This is a genomic window from Knoellia sp. S7-12 (genome assembly GCF_040518285.1).
Taxonomy (GTDB): Bacteria; Actinomycetota; Actinomycetes; order Actinomycetales; family Dermatophilaceae; genus Knoellia.
This window is the reverse complement of the sequence record NZ_CP155449.1, coordinates 3733499-3750354: the sequence shown is the minus strand read 5'-3', so window position 1 is coordinate 3750354 and position 16856 is coordinate 3733499. Positions and strand designations below refer to the sequence as shown.

General features: G+C 67.9%; 15 protein-coding genes, 1 pseudogene and 1 riboswitch. Of the genes and pseudogenes, 9 read left to right on the top strand and 7 right to left on the bottom strand.

What is annotated here, in order from left to right:
• Positions 1 to 19 precede the first annotated feature (19 nt).
• The 3 genes from V6K52_RS18125 to hutI are packed head-to-tail and all read left to right on the top strand — an operon-like array spanning position 20 to position 3731.
• Positions 20 to 1219 (top strand): allantoate amidohydrolase, encoded by a 1200-nt coding sequence (locus V6K52_RS18125; RefSeq protein WP_353953806.1) that lies wholly within the window; start codon positions 20 to 22, stop codon positions 1217 to 1219.
• Entirely contained in the window at positions 1216 to 2538 is a 1323-nt protein-coding gene (locus V6K52_RS18120; RefSeq protein ID WP_353951512.1) for a formimidoylglutamate deiminase, read from the top strand. The genes V6K52_RS18125 and V6K52_RS18120 overlap by 4 nt, the downstream gene beginning before the upstream one ends.
• Positions 2535 to 3731 carry an imidazolonepropionase gene (hutI, locus tag V6K52_RS18115; RefSeq protein ID WP_353951511.1) on the top strand — a complete coding sequence of 399 codons (1197 nt, stop codon included), beginning with the start codon at positions 2535 to 2537 and terminating at the stop codon, positions 3729 to 3731. Before V6K52_RS18120 ends, hutI begins: the two co-directional genes overlap by 4 nt.
• On the opposite strand, the gene V6K52_RS18110 is transcribed toward hutI, so the two are convergent.
• A complete protein-coding gene (locus V6K52_RS18110; RefSeq protein WP_353951510.1) occupies positions 3665 to 4261 on the bottom strand; it encodes a helix-turn-helix transcriptional regulator in 597 nt (198 codons plus the stop codon). The genes hutI and V6K52_RS18110 overlap by 67 nt on opposite strands.
• A 229-nt stretch (positions 4262 to 4490) precedes the next feature.
• On the bottom strand, positions 4491 to 4769 hold the full coding sequence (locus V6K52_RS18105; RefSeq protein ID WP_353951509.1) for a DUF4235 domain-containing protein: 279 nt from the start codon (positions 4767 to 4769) through the stop codon (positions 4491 to 4493).
• A gap of 85 nt (positions 4770 to 4854) precedes the next feature.
• Positions 4855 to 4958: riboswitch (TPP riboswitch) on the top strand.
• Between the two features lie 88 nt (positions 4959 to 5046).
• On the opposite strand from V6K52_RS18105, the gene V6K52_RS18100 reads away from it, so the two are divergent.
• The 3 genes from V6K52_RS18100 to V6K52_RS18090 all read left to right on the top strand — a co-directional run bounded on the left by V6K52_RS18100 (position 5047) and on the right by V6K52_RS18090 (position 9401).
• Complete coding sequence (locus V6K52_RS18100; RefSeq protein WP_353951508.1) at positions 5047 to 5730, top strand: ECF transporter S component; 684 nt, start codon at positions 5047 to 5049, stop codon at positions 5728 to 5730.
• 1 nt (position 5731) lies between these two features.
• Positions 5732 to 8011, top strand: a complete 2280-nt coding sequence (locus V6K52_RS18095) for an ATP-binding cassette domain-containing protein (protein ID WP_353951507.1) — start codon at positions 5732 to 5734, stop codon at positions 8009 to 8011.
• 157 nt (positions 8012 to 8168) lie between these two features.
• On the top strand, positions 8169 to 9401 hold the full coding sequence (locus V6K52_RS18090) for an MFS transporter (protein ID WP_353951506.1): 1233 nt from the start codon (positions 8169 to 8171) through the stop codon (positions 9399 to 9401).
• Positions 9402 to 9417: 16 nt separating this feature from the next.
• Here V6K52_RS18090 and V6K52_RS18085 read toward each other — a convergent pair whose 3' ends face one another.
• Positions 9418 to 10383, bottom strand: coding sequence for a L,D-transpeptidase family protein (locus V6K52_RS18085; protein WP_353951505.1), 966 nt, complete (start codon positions 10381 to 10383; stop codon positions 9418 to 9420).
• A gap of 207 nt (positions 10384 to 10590) precedes the next feature.
• Here V6K52_RS18085 and V6K52_RS18080 point away from each other — a divergent pair, with 207 nt between their 5' ends.
• Positions 10591 to 12129, top strand: a complete 1539-nt coding sequence (locus tag V6K52_RS18080) for a multicopper oxidase domain-containing protein (protein WP_353951504.1) — start codon at positions 10591 to 10593, stop codon at positions 12127 to 12129.
• 200 nt (positions 12130 to 12329) lie between these two features.
• Here the strand turns inward: V6K52_RS18080 and V6K52_RS18075 are convergent.
• Positions 12330 to 12518 (bottom strand): annotated as a pseudogene (locus V6K52_RS18075) (IS30 family transposase); the annotation flags it as partial.
• 79 nt (positions 12519 to 12597) lie between these two features.
• Between V6K52_RS18075 and hemA the strand changes: the two are divergent.
• Positions 12598 to 13848 carry a glutamyl-tRNA reductase gene (gene hemA, locus V6K52_RS18070; RefSeq protein WP_353951503.1) on the top strand — a complete coding sequence of 417 codons (1251 nt, stop codon included), beginning with the start codon at positions 12598 to 12600 and terminating at the stop codon, positions 13846 to 13848.
• Between the two features lie 578 nt (positions 13849 to 14426).
• On the opposite strand, the gene V6K52_RS18065 is transcribed toward hemA, so the two are convergent.
• Both V6K52_RS18065 and V6K52_RS18060 read right to left on the bottom strand, forming a co-directional pair.
• Positions 14427 to 14732: a hypothetical protein gene (locus V6K52_RS18065; protein ID WP_353951502.1), complete on the bottom strand. Its 306-nt coding sequence runs from the start codon at positions 14730 to 14732 to the stop codon at positions 14427 to 14429.
• Positions 14733 to 14813: 81 nt separating this feature from the next.
• Positions 14814 to 15866 (bottom strand): Fic family protein, encoded by a 1053-nt coding sequence (locus tag V6K52_RS18060; protein WP_353951501.1) that lies wholly within the window; start codon positions 15864 to 15866, stop codon positions 14814 to 14816.
• Between the two features lie 375 nt (positions 15867 to 16241).
• Here V6K52_RS18060 and V6K52_RS18055 point away from each other — a divergent pair, with 375 nt between their 5' ends.
• Positions 16242 to 16517: a hypothetical protein gene (locus tag V6K52_RS18055; protein ID WP_353951500.1), complete on the top strand. Its 276-nt coding sequence runs from the start codon at positions 16242 to 16244 to the stop codon at positions 16515 to 16517.
• 52 nt (positions 16518 to 16569) lie between these two features.
• Here the strand turns inward: V6K52_RS18055 and V6K52_RS18050 are convergent, their stop codons facing one another.
• Positions 16570 to 16845, bottom strand: coding sequence for a hypothetical protein (locus tag V6K52_RS18050; RefSeq protein ID WP_353951499.1), 276 nt, complete (start codon positions 16843 to 16845; stop codon positions 16570 to 16572).
• Positions 16846 to 16856 lie beyond the last annotated feature (11 nt).

The window sequence follows — 16856 nt, the reverse complement described above, 5'->3', positions numbered from 1 at the left end:
GACGGGGACCTTTGGCTCGATGTGGCGCGACCTGACGCCGCTCGGTCGTGATGGCAGGACCAACGGCTACCACCGATTCGCCTGGTCCCGCGAGGACCACACGCTGCGTGAGTGGTTCGTCGGACAGGCGCAGGCGCGGGGCCTCGACGTCACCGTGGACCGGGTCGGCAACCAGTGGGCGTGGTGGGGAGACCCCGATGAGGCGCTGGCGGCCGGTCGTCCCGGCATCGTCACGGGCTCGCACCTCGACTCTGTGCCTGACGGTGGCGCGTTCGACGGTCCGCTGGGTGTCGTGTCGGCGTTCGCCGCGCTGGATGCGCTGCGGGACAATGGTTTTGAGCCAGATCGACCCATTGGAGTCGTGAACTTCGTGGACGAGGAGGGTGCTCGGTTCGGTGTGGCGTGTGCGGGCTCGCGGGTCCTCACCGGGGCGATGACAGCTGATCGGGCCCGCTCGCTCACCGACGGCGAGGGTGTGTCGATGGCCGAGGCGCTGCGTGCCGCCGGCCGTGACCCCGAATCCCTCGGGCCGGACTCCGAGACGCTCCGGCGGGTGGGTGCCTTCGTCGAGCTCCACGTGGAGCAGGGCCGCCTCCTCTCCGACCTCGACGTCGACACCCCGGTTGCCGTCGGCAGTGACATCTGGCCCCACGGCCGCTGGCGCATCCGCACGCTCGGCGAGGCCAACCACGCCGGCACGACCCGCCTCGAGGACCGCGAGGACGCGATGCTCGGCTTTGCCGCCGCCGTCATCGCCGCCCGCCGCTCCGCCGAGACCCATGGCTGTGTCGCCACGGTCGGCAAGGTCGCCGTCACTCCCGGTGGGGTCAACGCCATCCCGAGCGAGGTCACGGGCTGGCTCGACGCCAGAGGGGCCGACGAGGCGGCCGTGCGCCAGGTCATCGACGACGTCCGCGAGGTGGTCACCGACTTCGACGGACTCCTCATCGAGGACTCCTGGACCGGCCCGACACCCTTCGATCCCGCCCTGGTGAGGCGTCTCGCAACGCGACTGGGCGGCATACCCGTCATCGGGACCGGAGCGGGACACGACGCCGGGATCCTCGCCAACGCCGGCGTTCCGACCGCCATGCTCTTCGTCCGCAACCCCACCGGCATCTCCCACTCACCCGAGGAGTTCGCGACGTCGCAGGACTGCCTCGCCGGCGTCGAAGCGCTCGCTACGGTCCTCACGGACCTGGCAGGGGTGCACGCGTGACGACCTACTGGTGTGACCATGCGCAACTGCCCGACAAGGTGCATCGCGGGGTGCGGCTCACGGTGGCTGACGGGCGGTTCACCGAGGTCGCCACGGACACCAAGCCGCGTGACACCGATGTCCGACTGCGGGGCGTCGTTCTGCCCGGTTTCGCCAACGCGCACAGTCACGCGTTCCACCGGATGCTCCGTGGACGGACCCACGGGGACGGCGGCAACTTCTGGACGTGGCGAGACCAGATGTATGCCGTCACCTCTCGTCTCGATCCCGACACCTACTTCGCCCTCGCCAGAGGGGTGTTCACCGAGATGGTGGCGTCTGGCTACACCGTGGTCGGCGAGTTTCACTACCTGCATCACGGGCCGGACGGGAAGCCCTACGACGACCCCAACGCCATGGGTTCGGCCCTCATCGCTGCGGCCGAAGAGGCGGGGATCCGGCTCACCCTGCTCGACACCTGCTACCTGTCCGGCGGCCTCGACTCCGGTGGGCACCTGCCGCTCGACGAAGTGCAGGTCCGGTTCTCCGACGGGTCCGTGCAGGCGTGGGCCGAGCGCGTGGATGCGCTGCAGGACACTGCAATGGTGCGCATCGGTGCCGCCGCCCACTCGGTGCGCGCCCTGACTGGTGAGCAGCTCGCGGAATTCGCCACAGTTGTCGGCGACCGGCCCGTCCACGCCCACGTGAGTGAGCAGATGGGCGAGAACCTCACGACGCAGCTCGTCTATGGCGCCAGCCCGGTCGAGCACCTCACCGACGCCGGGCTGCTGGGGGAGGGCTTCACTGCCGTCCACGCGACGCACCTGTCCGACATAGACCTCGACCTCATGGGGCGCTCGGGCGCCAGTGCCTGCTTCTGCCCGACCACCGAGCGTGACCTCGCCGACGGGATCGGACCCGCCTGCGAGCTCGCGGCACAGGGCGTGCCGCTCAGCCTCGGCTCCGACCAGCACGCCGTCATCGACCCCTTCGAGGAGATCCGCGGCATCGAGATGCACGAGCGGCTCAAGAGCAACGAGCGCGGACGCTTCGGTGTCGCCGCGCTGCTCGAGATGGGCACGGCGGCGGGCTATCGCAGCCTCGGTTGGGACGGAGGCCGCATCGCAGTCGGTGCCCTGGCCGACGTCGTCGCGGTGCGCACGGACAGCCGCCGCACCGGTGGCGTTGCTCCCGCCCAGATCATCTTCGGAGCGACCGGCGCGGACGTCACCGATGTCATCGTCGGTGGGCGTCGCATCGTCTCCAGCGGGGTCCACCCGCTCGGACCCATCGACGACATCGTCTCCGAGGCCATCGTCGCCGTGAGGAGAGCGCAGTGAGTGATGCAGCCGCGACGGTGATCGTCGGGATCGGGGAGCTCGTCACGTGTGACGGCACCGGCGATGCCGGGCTCGGCCTGCGCACCGATGCCGCACTCGTCATCGAGGACGGTCGCGTCGCATGGATCGGCGACTCCATCTCCGCGCCGGACGCGGATCGGCGGGTCGACCTCGAGGGCCGCGCCATCCTCCCCGGGTTCGTCGACAGCCACAGCCACCTCGTCTTCGACGGTGACCGCTCAGCGGAGTTCGCTGCCCGGATGACGGGGGAGCGCTACGACGGTGGCGGTATCGGGGTCTCGGTCGCCGCCACACGCGGCGCCTCCGACGACCGTCTCCGCGAGCTCGTCGCCGGCCGGGTCAGGGAGATGCGTGACCAGGGCACGACGACCATCGAGATCAAGGGTGGCTACGGCCTCACGGTCGAGGACGAAGCCCGCTCCCTGCGCATTGCGAGTGAATTCACCACGGAGACAACATTCCTGGGCGCGCACGTGGTGCCACCGGAAGCGCGGGGTGACCGGGCGGCATACGTCGATCTCGTGACGGGACCAATGCTGGAAGCCTGTGCGCCCTACGCGAAGTGGGCCGACGTCTTCTGTGAGCCGAACTCGCCACACGCCTTCACCCAGGACGAGTCACGAGCGGTCCTCACCGCGGCGCGCGAGGCCGGTCTGGGGCTGCGGGTCCACGGCAACCAGCTCGGTCATGGCCCCGGCGTCCAGCTCGCCGTGGAGCTCGGCGCCGCGAGCGTCGACCACTGCACGTTCCTGTCCGACGCCGACGTCGACTCGTTGGTCGGGGCGGCCGACACGACGGTCGCGACCTTGCTCCCGGGGGTGGAGTTCTCGACCCGCTCGCCCTATCCGGATGCCCGCCGACTCATCGACGCGGGCGTGTCCGTGGCGCTGGCGACCGACTGCAACCCGGGCACGTGCTACTCAAGCTCGATGCCTTTCGTCATCGCGCTGGCCGTCCGCGAGATGGGCATGACGCCGAGCGAAGCCGTGTGGGCGGCGACGGCTGGGTCTGCGAAGGCGCTGAGGCGCAGCGACATCGGGCACATCTCCGTGGGCGGACCAGCCGACCTCACTGTCCTGGCTGCGCCGAGCCACCTGCACCTCGCCTATCGCGCCGGTGTCCCGATCGCCGGGGCTGTTCCCGGGACGAGGGGTATCCCCTCGTCGTCGTAGCCGTATGCCGCCACATCCGTGTGCCGCAGAACGTGGACGGAGGACCCGAGCAGGAGTCCGATGTGACCCGAGGCTGCGATCAGGGGCAGCAGGTCTGCCTCTGGCGGCACCGTGACCCCGATGAGGAGTCGGCAGCCGACCGCCTCGGTCCCGTCCGCGACACCACCATAGAGACGGGGATCGGTGGCACCGGCCGAGGCGAGCAAGGTGAGAACCTCGTCCAACCGAGCGGTCAGCCTTTTCCCGATCGGTCCTGGAAAGCGCTCGCTGGATGCTTTTCCAGCCGCGCCGTCCGCAGCACCTGGGTCGGTCGCGTGACGCACACTCCACGCGAGCTGATAGCCACACGCCGCGACGAGCCGTTCCAGGGCAGCGATCGTCGGCTGCTGCTGCCGAGCCTCGTATCTCGCGACGACGGTCTGGCTCACGCCCGCGCGCTCGGCCAGTTCCGCCTGGGTGAGGCCCTGCTGTCGCCGAGCCCGGCGGAGGATCTCGCGGGCCGTTGTCGAGGCCGTGGTGTCGCGCTTCATAGGGCCACCATGGCGCGGTGACCGCTGACTGGCGTCGAGTTGTCCACAGGGAGCATGGCTCAAGGGCGTCCGACCGAGTGTGTGGTGGTGTGGTTCTGCTCGACAACCCATTGGTGTTGGGCTGCGCACCTATGGGTTATCGATGCAGACGAACGCCTACCGAGGTGCCCGGTCGCCGACGCGCGTCCGACTCACAGGTCGTGGACCAATTCAGATGTCGTGGACCAACTCAGAGGTTGCGGTCGGTGATCTCGGCGGGCTTGTGACCGGCCGACTTCGCATAGAACTGCGCTGCCTTGCGGGTCGTGAGCGTCCGGGCGACGCCGGCTGCGAGGCCGGTGAGCGCGGCATACGCCAACGCCGCCATGACGGGGGAGTCGGGGTCCTTGGGGTCGATCGACGTGTCGTGACCGGCCTTCTGCCAGATCTGGTCGGCCACCTTGGTCGCGGCGATTCCGGCCAGGATCGCCGAGCCGGTTCCGAGGATTTTCCACACCATGCTGCCCATGGTCACTCCTTTGAGTTGCGTTGCCTGCCCAGGACAGGCCTGCTTCCGTTCCACCCTGCCACAGGCAGGGAGTAGGGTGACCATCGTCAAACGACAGGGGAGCGCTCCGAGCGCTGAGAGTGCGGGCAACCGCAGACCCTCACACCTGATCCGGTTCGCACCGGCGTAGGGAGTCTGAGTCTCAGGTGACTGAGACGGCATACGACGTGTATGCCGGCGAAGTCACTTCCTCGAGGTATCCAACGGCCCTGCGCCGGAGACCACGGGAGAAAATTTCATGGCTACACACACGACGGAGCCGGCACCCGCCGACGCTTCGAACACCACCTCGGGCGGCGGATTCCTGCGCGCCCGAAGCATCCTCGCGACCCGTCCCCTCATGGGGTGGCGGACCGTCGACATCCTCACGATCACCTTCCTCGGCGCCGCCCTCGGCATCGCGTTCTGGGGTTGGGGCGTGTTCTACAACGGGCCGCTGAGTGCCATCACGTTCGGGTTCGCCCCGCTCGGTGGCCTCTTTGCCGGGCCCTGGTTCCTCGCCGGAGTCGTCGGCGGTCTCGTCGTGCGTCGCCCCGGTGCGGCGCTCCTCTGCGAGGTCGTCGCGGCGCTCGTCTCGATGATCCCGGGCACGGAGTGGGGCGCGACGACGCTCGTCTCCGGCATCGTCCAGGGTCTGGGCACCGAGCTCGTCTTCGCACTCCTCGGCTATCGCGCGTTCGGCATCGCCGCCGCCATGCTCGCGGGCGCGATGGCCGGTCCGTTCGCCGCGTTCTATGAGTCGTTCACCTGGATCCAGGACTGGTCCTTCACGTGGAAGGTCTCCTACGCCGCGGTCCTCGCCCTCTCGGGCGCGGTCATCGCCGGTGCCGGTGGCTGGCTGCTCACCCGGGCCCTGGCAGCGGCTGGCGCGCTCAACGCGTTCCCACCCGGCCAGGAGCACCGCGAGAACCGCGCTGTCTGACGTGGTCACGCCCGACGCCGGTGCCAGTGGAGGGGCTGGCACCGTCGACGGCGCTGATCGCGGCATGGGCGGCCACGTCACCCTCGAGGGGGTGACGTGGCGCCCGTTCGGTCGGCGAGAACCGGTGCTGCGCAACGTATCCCTGTCGCTCACCCCGGGCCAGCGGGTGCTGCTCGTCGGCCCGAGTGGTTCGGGCAAGTCGACGCTGCTCCGGGCGATCGCCGGGCTGCTCGAGACCGCTGACGCCGGTGAGTTGTCGGGGTCCGTCGTCATCGACGGGCACGCGCCCGGGTCCCGAGCCGGCGAGGTCGGGCTCGTCCTCCAGGAACCCGGTGCCGGGGTGGTCGCCTCCTCGATCGGGCGCGACGTCGCGTTCGGTCTCGAGAACGTGGGTATGCCGCGCGCGGACATGCCGCCCGCCATCACTGCCGCTGTGGCTGCGGTGGGGTTGTCGATGCCGCTCGACACCCCGACTGGTGCCCTGTCCGGTGGCGAGACGCAACGGCTGGCACTCGCGGGTGCGTTGGCACTGCGGCCCAGCGTGCTGCTTCTCGACGAACCCACGGCCATGCTCGATCCCGGCCACGCCGCCCAGGTGAGGGCGAGTGTGGAAGGTGCGCTCGCGGCATACCCGATCACGACGGTCGTCGTCGAGCACGTCCTCGGACCGTGGCTCGAGCTCGTCGACCGCATGCTCGTCCTCGACGCTGACGGCGTCCTTGTCGCCGACGGGCTGGTGCACGACGTGCTCACCGGCGAGAGGCAGCGGCTGCTCGACATGGGCATCTGGGTGCCGGACGCCCCGCCGCCCACACCTCTGACGTCCGCAACCTTGATGGCCAGGTCGTCGGATCGCCGGACGCAAGAGGTCGCAGCGACGCCACTCACCATCAACCGGACCACCCGACTCCTCGATGGGTCGACGCGCACGCACACGGCGGCCCGGCTTGAGGCGGCGCTGACTCCCGCCCCCGGCACCGCCACCGCGCTGGTCGGGCCGAGCGGCTCGGGCAAGTCGACGGTGCTGCTGGGATTCGCGGGTGCGCTGAAGCCGGTCGCCGGCTCGATCGACGCTGGCGCTGCGCCGGTGGCCGACCTGTCGACCCGGGAGCTGGCTGCCGACGTCGGCTGGGTGCCGCAGTGGTCGAGTTCGACGATCATCGGGCGCACCGTGCTCGACGAGGTCCTCGTCGCGAGCCGAGCCCTGGGCGAGGAGTCGGCCGAGCGCGTCGTCGAAGCCCACGCACTCCTCACCACCCTCGGCCTGAGTCATCTCGGGGGGGCCGACCCGCGCGAACTGTCCGGCGGTGAGCAACGTCGCCTTGCCATCGCGTCGGCGATCCTGCACCAGCCGCCACTGCTCCTCGCCGACGAACCCACCGTCGGGCAGGACCGGCACACGTGGGCCGCAGTCGTCGGGCTGCTCGACTCCTATCGCGCCGCCGGGGGTGCGGTGCTCGTCTCGACCCACGACGCTGCGCTCATCAAGCGCTCGGACTATGTCGTCGAACTCGCGTCGCCGCCCAAGGAGCCGCCGCCCCCGCAGCCTCGGCGCGTGCTCGCCGCCCACGCCGGGCCGCTCGCGCTGCTTGTCGGTGCGCTGGTCGCGATCCCTGCCGGCGTCATCCCCGGGCACTGGCACACGTCACTCACGGTGCTGGCGGTCCAGGTGGTGCTGGCGTGCGTGGCGCTGTGTGCTCCCGGTGTCGGTGACCGTCCGAAGGGGCGGCTGCGTCGGGTCGTCCTGCGGCTGCTCCCCGGGGTGCTCGGTGCCCTCTCGGTCGGATGGTCGACGTGGCTCCTCGGTGGGCACGACTCGACCACGGCTTTCACCGCGGCGCTGCGCGTCCTCATCATCGTGCTGCCGTCGGCTGTGCTGCTGCCGCTCGTCGACCCCGATCGTCTGGGCGACCATCTCGCCCAACGCCTGCGTATGCCGGCCCGTCCCGTCGTCGCCCTCGCCGCGGCACTGCAGCGGGTGCACACCTTCGGCGCGGTGTGGTCGGAGATCTCGTTGGCCAGGCGGGTGCGTGGGCTCGGCCTGGATACGCGTCGCCCCGTGGCGCTGGTGCGCGATCTGGCCACGGTGACGTTCGGGTTGCTCGTGCGGACGCTCCGGATGGCGGCCGACCTCGCCGTCGCCATGGACGCGCGTGGGTTCGCTTCGGCGTCGAGGCGGACGTGGTTCGCCCCCGCTCCGTGGCGCCTGGCCGACACGTTGGTCGTGCTCGGATCAGTCGTCCCCATCGCCGCTGCCCTCATCTCTGCCGCTCGTCCCTAACTCGCCAATTCCTCCCCTCCGGGACGCGACACACACGGCGTGTCCCGTCCCGGACGAGGGGAATTGGTGAGTTGGGGACGGAGGGTGCGAGTGGTGGGGTGGGCCCGAAGTTGCGGGTCGGGGAATGTCGGGGGTGGTTGGCATACTTGTCCCTGCCATGACCACCCCCACTCCCGCGCCGGTCGAGCGTGCCCGCATCCCGCGCGAGATCTGGGTTCTCGTCGCCTCCGCGTTCGTCATCGCGCTCGGCTTCGGCCTCATCACCCCCGTGCTGCCTCAGTTCGCACAGAGCTTCGGCGTCGGCGCGACGGCCAGCGCGATCGTGGTCAGCGTCTTTGCGTTCTTCCGCCTGATCTTTGCCCCCGCAGGTGGCGCCCTCATCGTCCGGCTCGGTGAGCGACCGATCTATCTCGCGGGGCTGCTCATCGTCGCCGCCTCGACTGCGGCCACGGCTTTCGCGCAGTCCTACTGGCAGCTCCTCGTCTTCCGGGGGCTCGGGGGCATCGGGTCGGTGATGTTCACCATCTCGGCGACCGCGCTGATCGTGCGTCTTGCGCCCCCAGCCATCCGTGGTCGCGTCTCGTCGGCCTATGGGTCGGCGTTCCTCATCGGCGGCATCGGTGGGCCCGCTGTCGGTGGCGCCCTCGGAGGGTTCGGCCTGCGTGTGCCCTTCCTTGCGTATGCCGCGGCGCTCGTCGTCGCTGCGGCTGTCGTCGCGATCTTCATCAGTGGGCACTCGTTGCGTCCCGCTCCCGACGCACCCGTGCTCCCGGTCTTGACAGCACGGGAGGCGTTCCAGGACAGCGCTTTTCGCGCAGGGCTCGTCTCGGGCTTCGCCAACGGGTGGGCCAACTTCGGGGTACGCAACGCGATCATCCCGCTCTTCGTGGCCGCCAACATCGGCAAGGAGCCGTGGCTGGCGGGGGCCGTCCTCGCCATCTATGCCGCGGGCAACGCGGTCGGCATGAACGTGGCCGGGCGCCTCAGCGACAGCATCGGCCGCCGCCCCTTCATCATCGGTGGACTCGCGGTCGCGGGTGTCGCCACGATTGCCACCGGCTTTGCCACGACCTTCCCCGTGCTGGTCGCGCTCTCGATCGTCGCCGGGATCGGATCAGGTGCGCTCAACCCGGCGCAGCAGGCGAGCATGGCCGACGTCATCGGGCGCGATCGCAACGGCGGCCCGGCACTCGCCGCGTTCCAGATGTCGGCCGATGCGGGCGCGATCGTCGGGCCGATCCTCGCCGGTGTCCTCGTCGACTCGGGCAGCTTCGCCCTGGCCTTCGCCGTGACGGGACTCCTGAGCCTGTTGGCGACGATCCCGTGGGCCCGTGCCCGCGAGACCCTGCCCCGTGAGGCATCGGTCGGCGCCGCCCAGTCGATTCGCTGATCTTCGCTCAGCCAGGTCAGCGGACGAGGACGGTGGCGCCCTTCGGCATGAGGTCGCGTGCCCAGATCATGTTCATCGCTGCGTTGCTGACGCGAGCGCACCCGTGCGAGGCCGGGTAGGCGGGGATCGACGGTGAGCCGTGCACGGCATACCCGCGGTTGAAGTAGCGCGGTCGCCACATCTCACCGAGGAAGCCCTCATCCTTCCCGTCGACGGTGTAGTTGACCTTGAACGTGCCCTTGGGAGTGCGGGCAATGACTGTGTCGCCATCCTTCTGCTTGTACTCGTCGCCGTTGCCGGTGCTCGTGTTCAGGGTGTATTGCACCTGCCCGCCGCGGACGATCATCAGGATCTGTCGCTGGAGGTCGATGTCGATGCCGTCACCCTGGAGTCGCGTCTTCGGGCGGACGCCGTTCGTGAGGGCCCTCTGGGTCGCCGGTCCGACATCGCCGTCCCGTGACAGTCCGGCGGACTTCTGCAGGGCCCAGACCGCTTGCTGAGTGAGGAAGCCGTAGCGACTGTCGGGCTCGCCGAGCCAGTAGCCGAGGTCGGAGAGCCGCTTCTGCATCGCCAGGACCTTGGGTCCGCGATCACCGAACAGGAGGTTGTCGCGGGCCGGCACGTCAGTGGGGGGCTTGGTGGAGGCAGGAGTCGAGGCCTTCGGCGTGGGCGTTGTCGACGCACTCGGCTTCGGCTTCGGCTTGGCCGTTGCGCTGGGTATGGGTTTCGGCGGGGCCGTTGTCTTCGGCGTGGACGTCGGCGTGGGCGTGAGCGTGGTGGGCTTCGGCTGGGCAGTACTGGGCGTCGTCGACGGGCTGTGGCTCGGCTTCGTCGTGACCGCAGTCGTGGGCGTCTCCATGTTGGGCACGGACGCAGCCACTTCGTCGTTGCCCTGGTCGACTGGTCCGCACGCGACAAGCCCAACCATCATTCCTGTCGCCACCATCACGGTCGCGATGCGCTGCCGGATACTCCCTGCCATGTGGTCCCCCTCGAACCTGCGTTGTGGGCAATCCTCAGGGGTGAAGGCGCAGAAGGCGCGTAGCACGTGGCCTGCGTAGCCAATTTGTGACCGGGTGAACATCGCCGTGCCGAATCTGGGGGTGCACCCGGATGCGCCCCTGAGTGGGGCCCTGAGGGCACCCCGAAAGCCCTGTTCGCGGCCCGAAGTGACCGTGACGGTGGAGTCATGCGCACCGCACTGAAGCTCTTCGCCGCCGTCGTCACCGTTGTCGTGCTCGCCATCGGCGGGTTCGCGGCATACATCGCCTGGTCGTTTGCCAACGCGAGCATCGACACGATCGGTGAGGTCGACTTCGACCGGCCGCTCACGATCCCTCCGCTCGCGAAGTCGACCGTCGACGCGCACGGTGTGCGCACCTTCGAACTTGCAATGCAGGCGGGCGAGACTGACCTCGGCCGAGGCGCCAAGACTCCGACGTGGGGCTTCAACAGCTCCTTCCTCGGCCCGACGCTGAGGGCGACCCGGGGCGAGCAGGTCAGGGTCAACGTCACCAACCGGCTCGACGAAACCTCGACCGTGCACTGGCACGGCATGCATCTGCCCGCGGCCATGGATGGCGGCCCGCACCAGCCGATCAATCCCGGCGCCAGCTGGTCACCCCACTGGCAGGTCGACCAGCCCGCCGCCACCCTTTGGTATCACCCACACCCGCACGGCGAGACCGCCAAGCACGTCTATCGCGGGCTCGCCGGCATGTTCATCGTCGATGACGACCGTGACGTCGCCCTGCCCAGGTCCTATGGTGTCGATGACTTCCCGATCCTGGTCCAGGACAAGGCTTTTGACGGCGACAAGCTCGATGACACGAACGGCCTCTTCCAGTCGGCCGGCATCCTCGGCGACACCGTCCTGGTCAACGGCACGCCCGGCCCGTTCCTCGAGGCGACGACCGAGCGCGTGCGCCTCCGCCTCGTCAACGGCTCGAATGCCCGCGTCTATCGCTTCCACTTCGGCGACAACCGGGCGTATGCCGTTGTCGCCAGTGACGGTGGCCTGCTCCCGAAGCCCGTGGAGACGAGCGAGTTGCTCCTCTCGCCGGGTGAGCGTGCCGAGATCGTCGTCGACGTGCGTCCCGGCGAACGGACGGTCCTGCAGAGCACCCCGCCCTACGCCGGCACCAACCGCTTCACCGGCGACACGGACCGACTTGACGTCCTTGAGCTTCGCGGAGCCGCGACCCTGCGCCCCAGCCCGGTGGTCCCGGCAACCCTTGCGCCTGCCCCCGACCTCGCTGACGACCTCGTTGGAGCCACGCGCCAGATCAGCCTCAACGGCAGCAGCACGAACTTCGGCAAGATGGACCTGGAGCGCGTGGACATCGTCTCTCGCATGGGTGCCACCGAGGTCTGGGACGTCACCAACTCAGATGGCCAGGTCCACAACTTCCACATCCACGACGTCCTGTTCCAAGTGATCCGGTATGCCGGCGGCCCACCTCCCGCTGTCCTCGCCGGGTGGAAGGACACCATCCTCATCGCGCCGAACGAGAGCGTCGAGCTGCGGATGCGCTTCACTGACTTCGCCGACGCCAAGAGCCCCTACATGTTCCACTGCCACCTGTTGAGGCATGAGGACCAAGGACTGATGGGCCAGTTCGTCGTCGCGCGTCCCGGCGAGGACGTCGGTGCGATTCACGTCCCCGACCACGTCGACCACGCCGCCAAGGCTCAGATCCCCGACAGTCACCGACAGCGCAGCGACTGATTGTGGGCATGGACTGACTTTGCTCCGGGACAGCCGCACCGGTTTTCGGTCGCGTAGTGCGTCCGGCAACGCATCATGGACGGCTCTGCTTTTCATCGCGCCAGAAACGACCGGTTGTTGTCGGATCTCTACACCCGGTGGGCCAACCATCGCCCGCGCCATGAGCACCAGCGTCCGCTCATGCGTGCGGGTTCAGGCGGTCAGCGCAACGCCTCCGCTAGTGATTCTGATGGTGTCTTGAAGCCCAGGGTTTGTCGAGGTCGGTTGTTCAGCTCTTCGGCGATGGCGTCGAAGTCGGTTTGGGTGAGGGTGCGGAAGTCGAGCCGGCGGGGCAGGTACTGACGCAGCAGCCCGTTGGTGTTCTCGTTGCTGCCACGCTGCCAGGGCGACTGCACAGGTTTCCAAAAGGTCGTGGCCTTACGGTCGTGCGAGTCGCAGCATCTACGAGGGCGGGAAGGGGGAGCACACGTGATCGGACGACTGGTGATGGCCGGGATTTCTCACGCCCAAGCGCCGCAGGAGCTCCTGGAGCGGGTGGCAGTCCGTCAGACCGACCTGCCCACGTTCTTGGAGGATCTGCGTGGGCATGGGGACGGCGACACAGTCCTGCTCTCGACCTGCAGCCGGACTGAGGTCTACACCGTCTGCCAGCCTGCGCGGTCCGGTGCTTTGCGCACGATCGAGTTGCTCGAGCGTCGGGCGGGGCTTGCGCGTGCTGAGCTGGATTCGGTGGTTGAGGTCAGGGCAGGAGCCGCCGTGGTGGAACACCTTTTTCAGGTGACAGCGGGTTTGAAGTCTCGGGTAGTGGGTGAACCTGACGTTCAGGCTCAGGTGCGGCGCGCGTACCGCACGGCGCGGTCTGTCGGGATGACCGGGCGAGACGTTGAGCGTCTTTTTCCGGCGGCGCTACGCAGCGCGGAGCGCGCCCACCTCCAGACTGAGCTCGGTCAGCGCGGACGCTCGCTCGCGTGCCGGGCCGTGGACGTTGGGCTGGAGAGATCCACCGGGGCAAGCTATCCCCGGACGCTGGTCGTTGGCTCAGGTCACATGGCTGCCGCGGCCACCAACCGGCTGCTAGTGCTCGGGAAGCAGGTCCGTGTGGCCGCGCGCAACGAGGCCTACGCCCTGAAGATGGCTGGCCCAGATGCCGTGTGCTCGCTCGGTGCCCTCGTAGATGAGATCAGGCAGGCAGACCTGCTGATTTGCGCTACGTCGGCCGCCCACCCTGTGGTGACCGTCGAGCACGTACACGAGGCGATGCGTGGGCGTAGCAGAGAACTGACGGTGGTCGATCTGTCTGTTCCCCGCAACGTGGACCCCCTAGTAGCCAGGACAACCGGGGTTACCGTCGTGGAGATGGCCGCACTTAGCGACGATGCGCAGAACGACCCGGCGGGCCTCGCCGCGGTGCACAAGGCGCAGACGATGGTTCTCGACGCGGCCAACCGGTTCGTTGAGGACATGGCAGCGCGGGACGCTGGACCGCTAATCCGCGCTTTGCGCGAGCAGGTCGAGTTGGATTGTCGTGTGGAACTCCTTCGCAGGGCACCGGACCTGTCTTCGGAGGCGCTGGACGAAGCCGCTCACGCCGCCGCAGGGCGGTTGCTGCACGGTCCGACACTCGCGCTCCGAGCGGCAGCCGCGACTGGCGACTCCGCAGCCCTTCTGCGGCTGGCGGACACGTTGAACCTCACCATCGATTCGGCGGCGACAGCATAAGCGGGCGCGGGGCCGACAACCTTGGTATCGAGGCCACGCTCGGGATTCCCCAAGTCGCCACGCCGGGCAAAACGTTCGCATCTGCCGCCTTCCGCGCGGTCGTGCCGATGACCGGACGTGCTTGAGGTGAGGCTTCGATCCGTGCCCGCAACGGTCCAATCGGTGGGACCCTCAATCATGAGGGTTCGCCAAGCTCTAGTCGCCATATGCCTCATTGCTGGGCTGGCCGCATGTGAACAGCCCGACCCTTCGTCCACCCGAGATGCAGCGGGCACTGCCACCAATGTGGGGCCCAGCAGCACGCTCAGCGAGGAAACTGCCGACCACCTTTCCCGTAAGTACATCCAATGCGTCAATGCTGCGGGGTTCAAGATCCAGTTCGTTCAGGTTTTCGACCTGCCTGACACCGGCATCATGGTCAAGACCGAGCTCGACGTCCCGGCGCCCGTTCACGCCCCCTGCTTCAAGTCGATCGGTGGACCTAGCACCGACCGCTCATCGTGGGGCCTGTAGGGCGATTGGGACCGAGATGACGTCCGGCCCGAAATCCACAGGACGTCCGCAAATGCCGCGTTGCGTTAGTACCTGAACTCCACGAGGCGCTCGAACTCCACAGCGCTGTCGACGCGCTCTGCCGTGGGCCAAGGAGGTCTCTCTGCGCGGCCCGTCCACGTCAGGTGAACGAGGAAGGCTGTATCGCCAGCCGCTACCAGCACCTCGTCCTGAGGGGTGGCTTCAGCAACGACCCTCCACGGTTGCCCGTCCAACACATGTCCCGGACCGATCTCACGCGCCAGCTCCGCTTCAAGAGCGCCGGCACGGTCAGCCTCTGATCGCAGGTCCACCATTGGATCCACGAAGATGTGCGTCTCTATCCAGGCCATGACAGAACCGTAGTGACTGCGGACTGTTCGCCAAGACGGTTTGAAACGTCCGGAACTGCCGCAAGGTGTGTGGCGAGTGGCTTACTTGGTTACACGCAACCACACGGCCGAGCGTCCTGTGCCCTGTGGCTTGAGAAGCCCTTCGTCCCTCAGCTCATTGAGGACGAGTCGGATGGTGGGATCGCTGATTCCGGGTAGCGCGGCTCTGACATCGGAGATCGCAAAAACGGGCGCACCGTGCCTCAAGACGTGCTCACGGACGCGTTCCGATTTCGTGCTTCCAGACCTATCGGCGGCGACACCCTCAGCGAACCGCGCGTAGCCGCGAGCCAGGAGTTTGCTGAAGTACGCCAGCCAGGGCCACGGGTCGTTGGCGTGGTCGTTCCAGTCGTGGGTTGAGTCAAGCAACGCCTGGTAGTAGTCGTCGGCAGATTCGGCAATGAGCTGTTCGAGCGACACGTAGCGGCCGACCCCATACCCGGCCTCGGCGAGGAGGGCGTTCGTCAGCGCGCGTGCCACGCGACCATTGCCGTCGTCGAACGGGTGGATGATGAGCAGATCCAAGACGAACAGGCCGACGAGGAGCACGGGGTGGTGCTGGTTTGCCTTGAGGGCTTCGGCGTAGCGGTCGATGAGGTCGGCGGCGTAGTACTCGGTGCGAGCGGCAGGGACGGGTTTGAATCGGACGGTCTGGATTCCGTCGGGAGACCGGTCGACGACAAGGTTGTCGCTTTGCTTGAAGGTTCCACCGGTGGCCTTGGTATCCGCGAACAGCAGCCGATGCAGGTGAAGGAGCAGGCCGACGTTCAGGGGGCGCCAGTCCTCGGCGAAGAGGTAATCGAGGGCAGCACGGTAGCCGGCGAGCTCTTGTTCGCTGCGGGTGCGCAACTCGATGGGTTTGTTGGCGATGATGGCGGCCGCACGGCTGCGGTTCTTGACGACGACGCCCTCGAGGGCAGACGACGCAGTGATGCTCGCGACCCGAGCGCGGTTGGCCAGCTCGGTAAGTAGGTCGGGTACCTGGTTGAGGTACAGCCCCTCGCTGCCTTGGCCGCGGTCAATGTCGCGTAACGTCATGACCAAGGGCGCTGGCACAGCGCCGAGGACTCGGTCAAGGTCGACGAACGAGTGCATCAGAAGCCCTCACAGACGGTCTAAACTAGATAATGCGGCAGCCGCTTATGTAGTTTAGACCCTCTATGAGGGTATTCGGGTAACTGCTGCGCCGGCGCGCCAACCGCTGTCGGTTCGGTCTGCTCCGTGGCCGACCGGGGTCTGGAAGTCCCAAGGGAAGTCACGATGACGTGCCCCCGCCTGCAAAAAGTGTCGACGAGCGATGAGGGATCGTCGACGCCGCTCCTGCTGTTCCTCTTCGTCTTCATCCTCGTCATCGTGGTCATGATCATCGTGACTCGGGAGGTTGATTCGGCATGTCTCCGGTTCGGCTGTTCGAGGTCGTCCGGACATGCCGCGAACCGGTTAGTTGGGCGCCCGCCTTATGCTCCCGTCATGGAGTCCGCCAGCCGCGAGCCGCCACTCGTCGTGAGTGTGCTCCCGGGGCTGGCGCTAGTTCTTCTGGCGGCCTCAGGGCTCGTCCTCGCATCTTCATGGCTCACCGACTACCCGGCATCCGTCCTTGTCGTGGCGTGGGGTGTGGGAATCGTCGCCCTGATCACGGCTGCGGCGAGCGGATGGCGTGAGGGCCAACGCACGGGAATCGGCTACATCCGAAGCCTGGGCGCGTCCTTGAAGCGTCTGGGCCGATTCGCCCTCGACTTCTTCTGACCAACAGACATCCGGTCATGCCGCTGATGTGCTGATGCGAATCGAACGTGCGTCATTGCTCCGGATGGTGCAGGACCGCCCCGCTCTCGGAGGCGCGTATCTCGTTGACCTCGTCCGTGTAGAAGAAGTCCAACGGCAGGAGCCCCACGGACGGGCTGCAGTTGGTCGTGATGTGGGCGTAGTCGTCGCCGATGTCATACCCCCAGGCGATGTTCCAGACGGTCAGTTCGCGCCCGTCTCGCAGCGTCACCGTCGTGGGGATCCCATCCCGGTCGTTGAGTAGGGCAATCATCGCCGCGTCGGGCTTGTCCCTGTCTTCCTCACCCATGCGCTAGGACG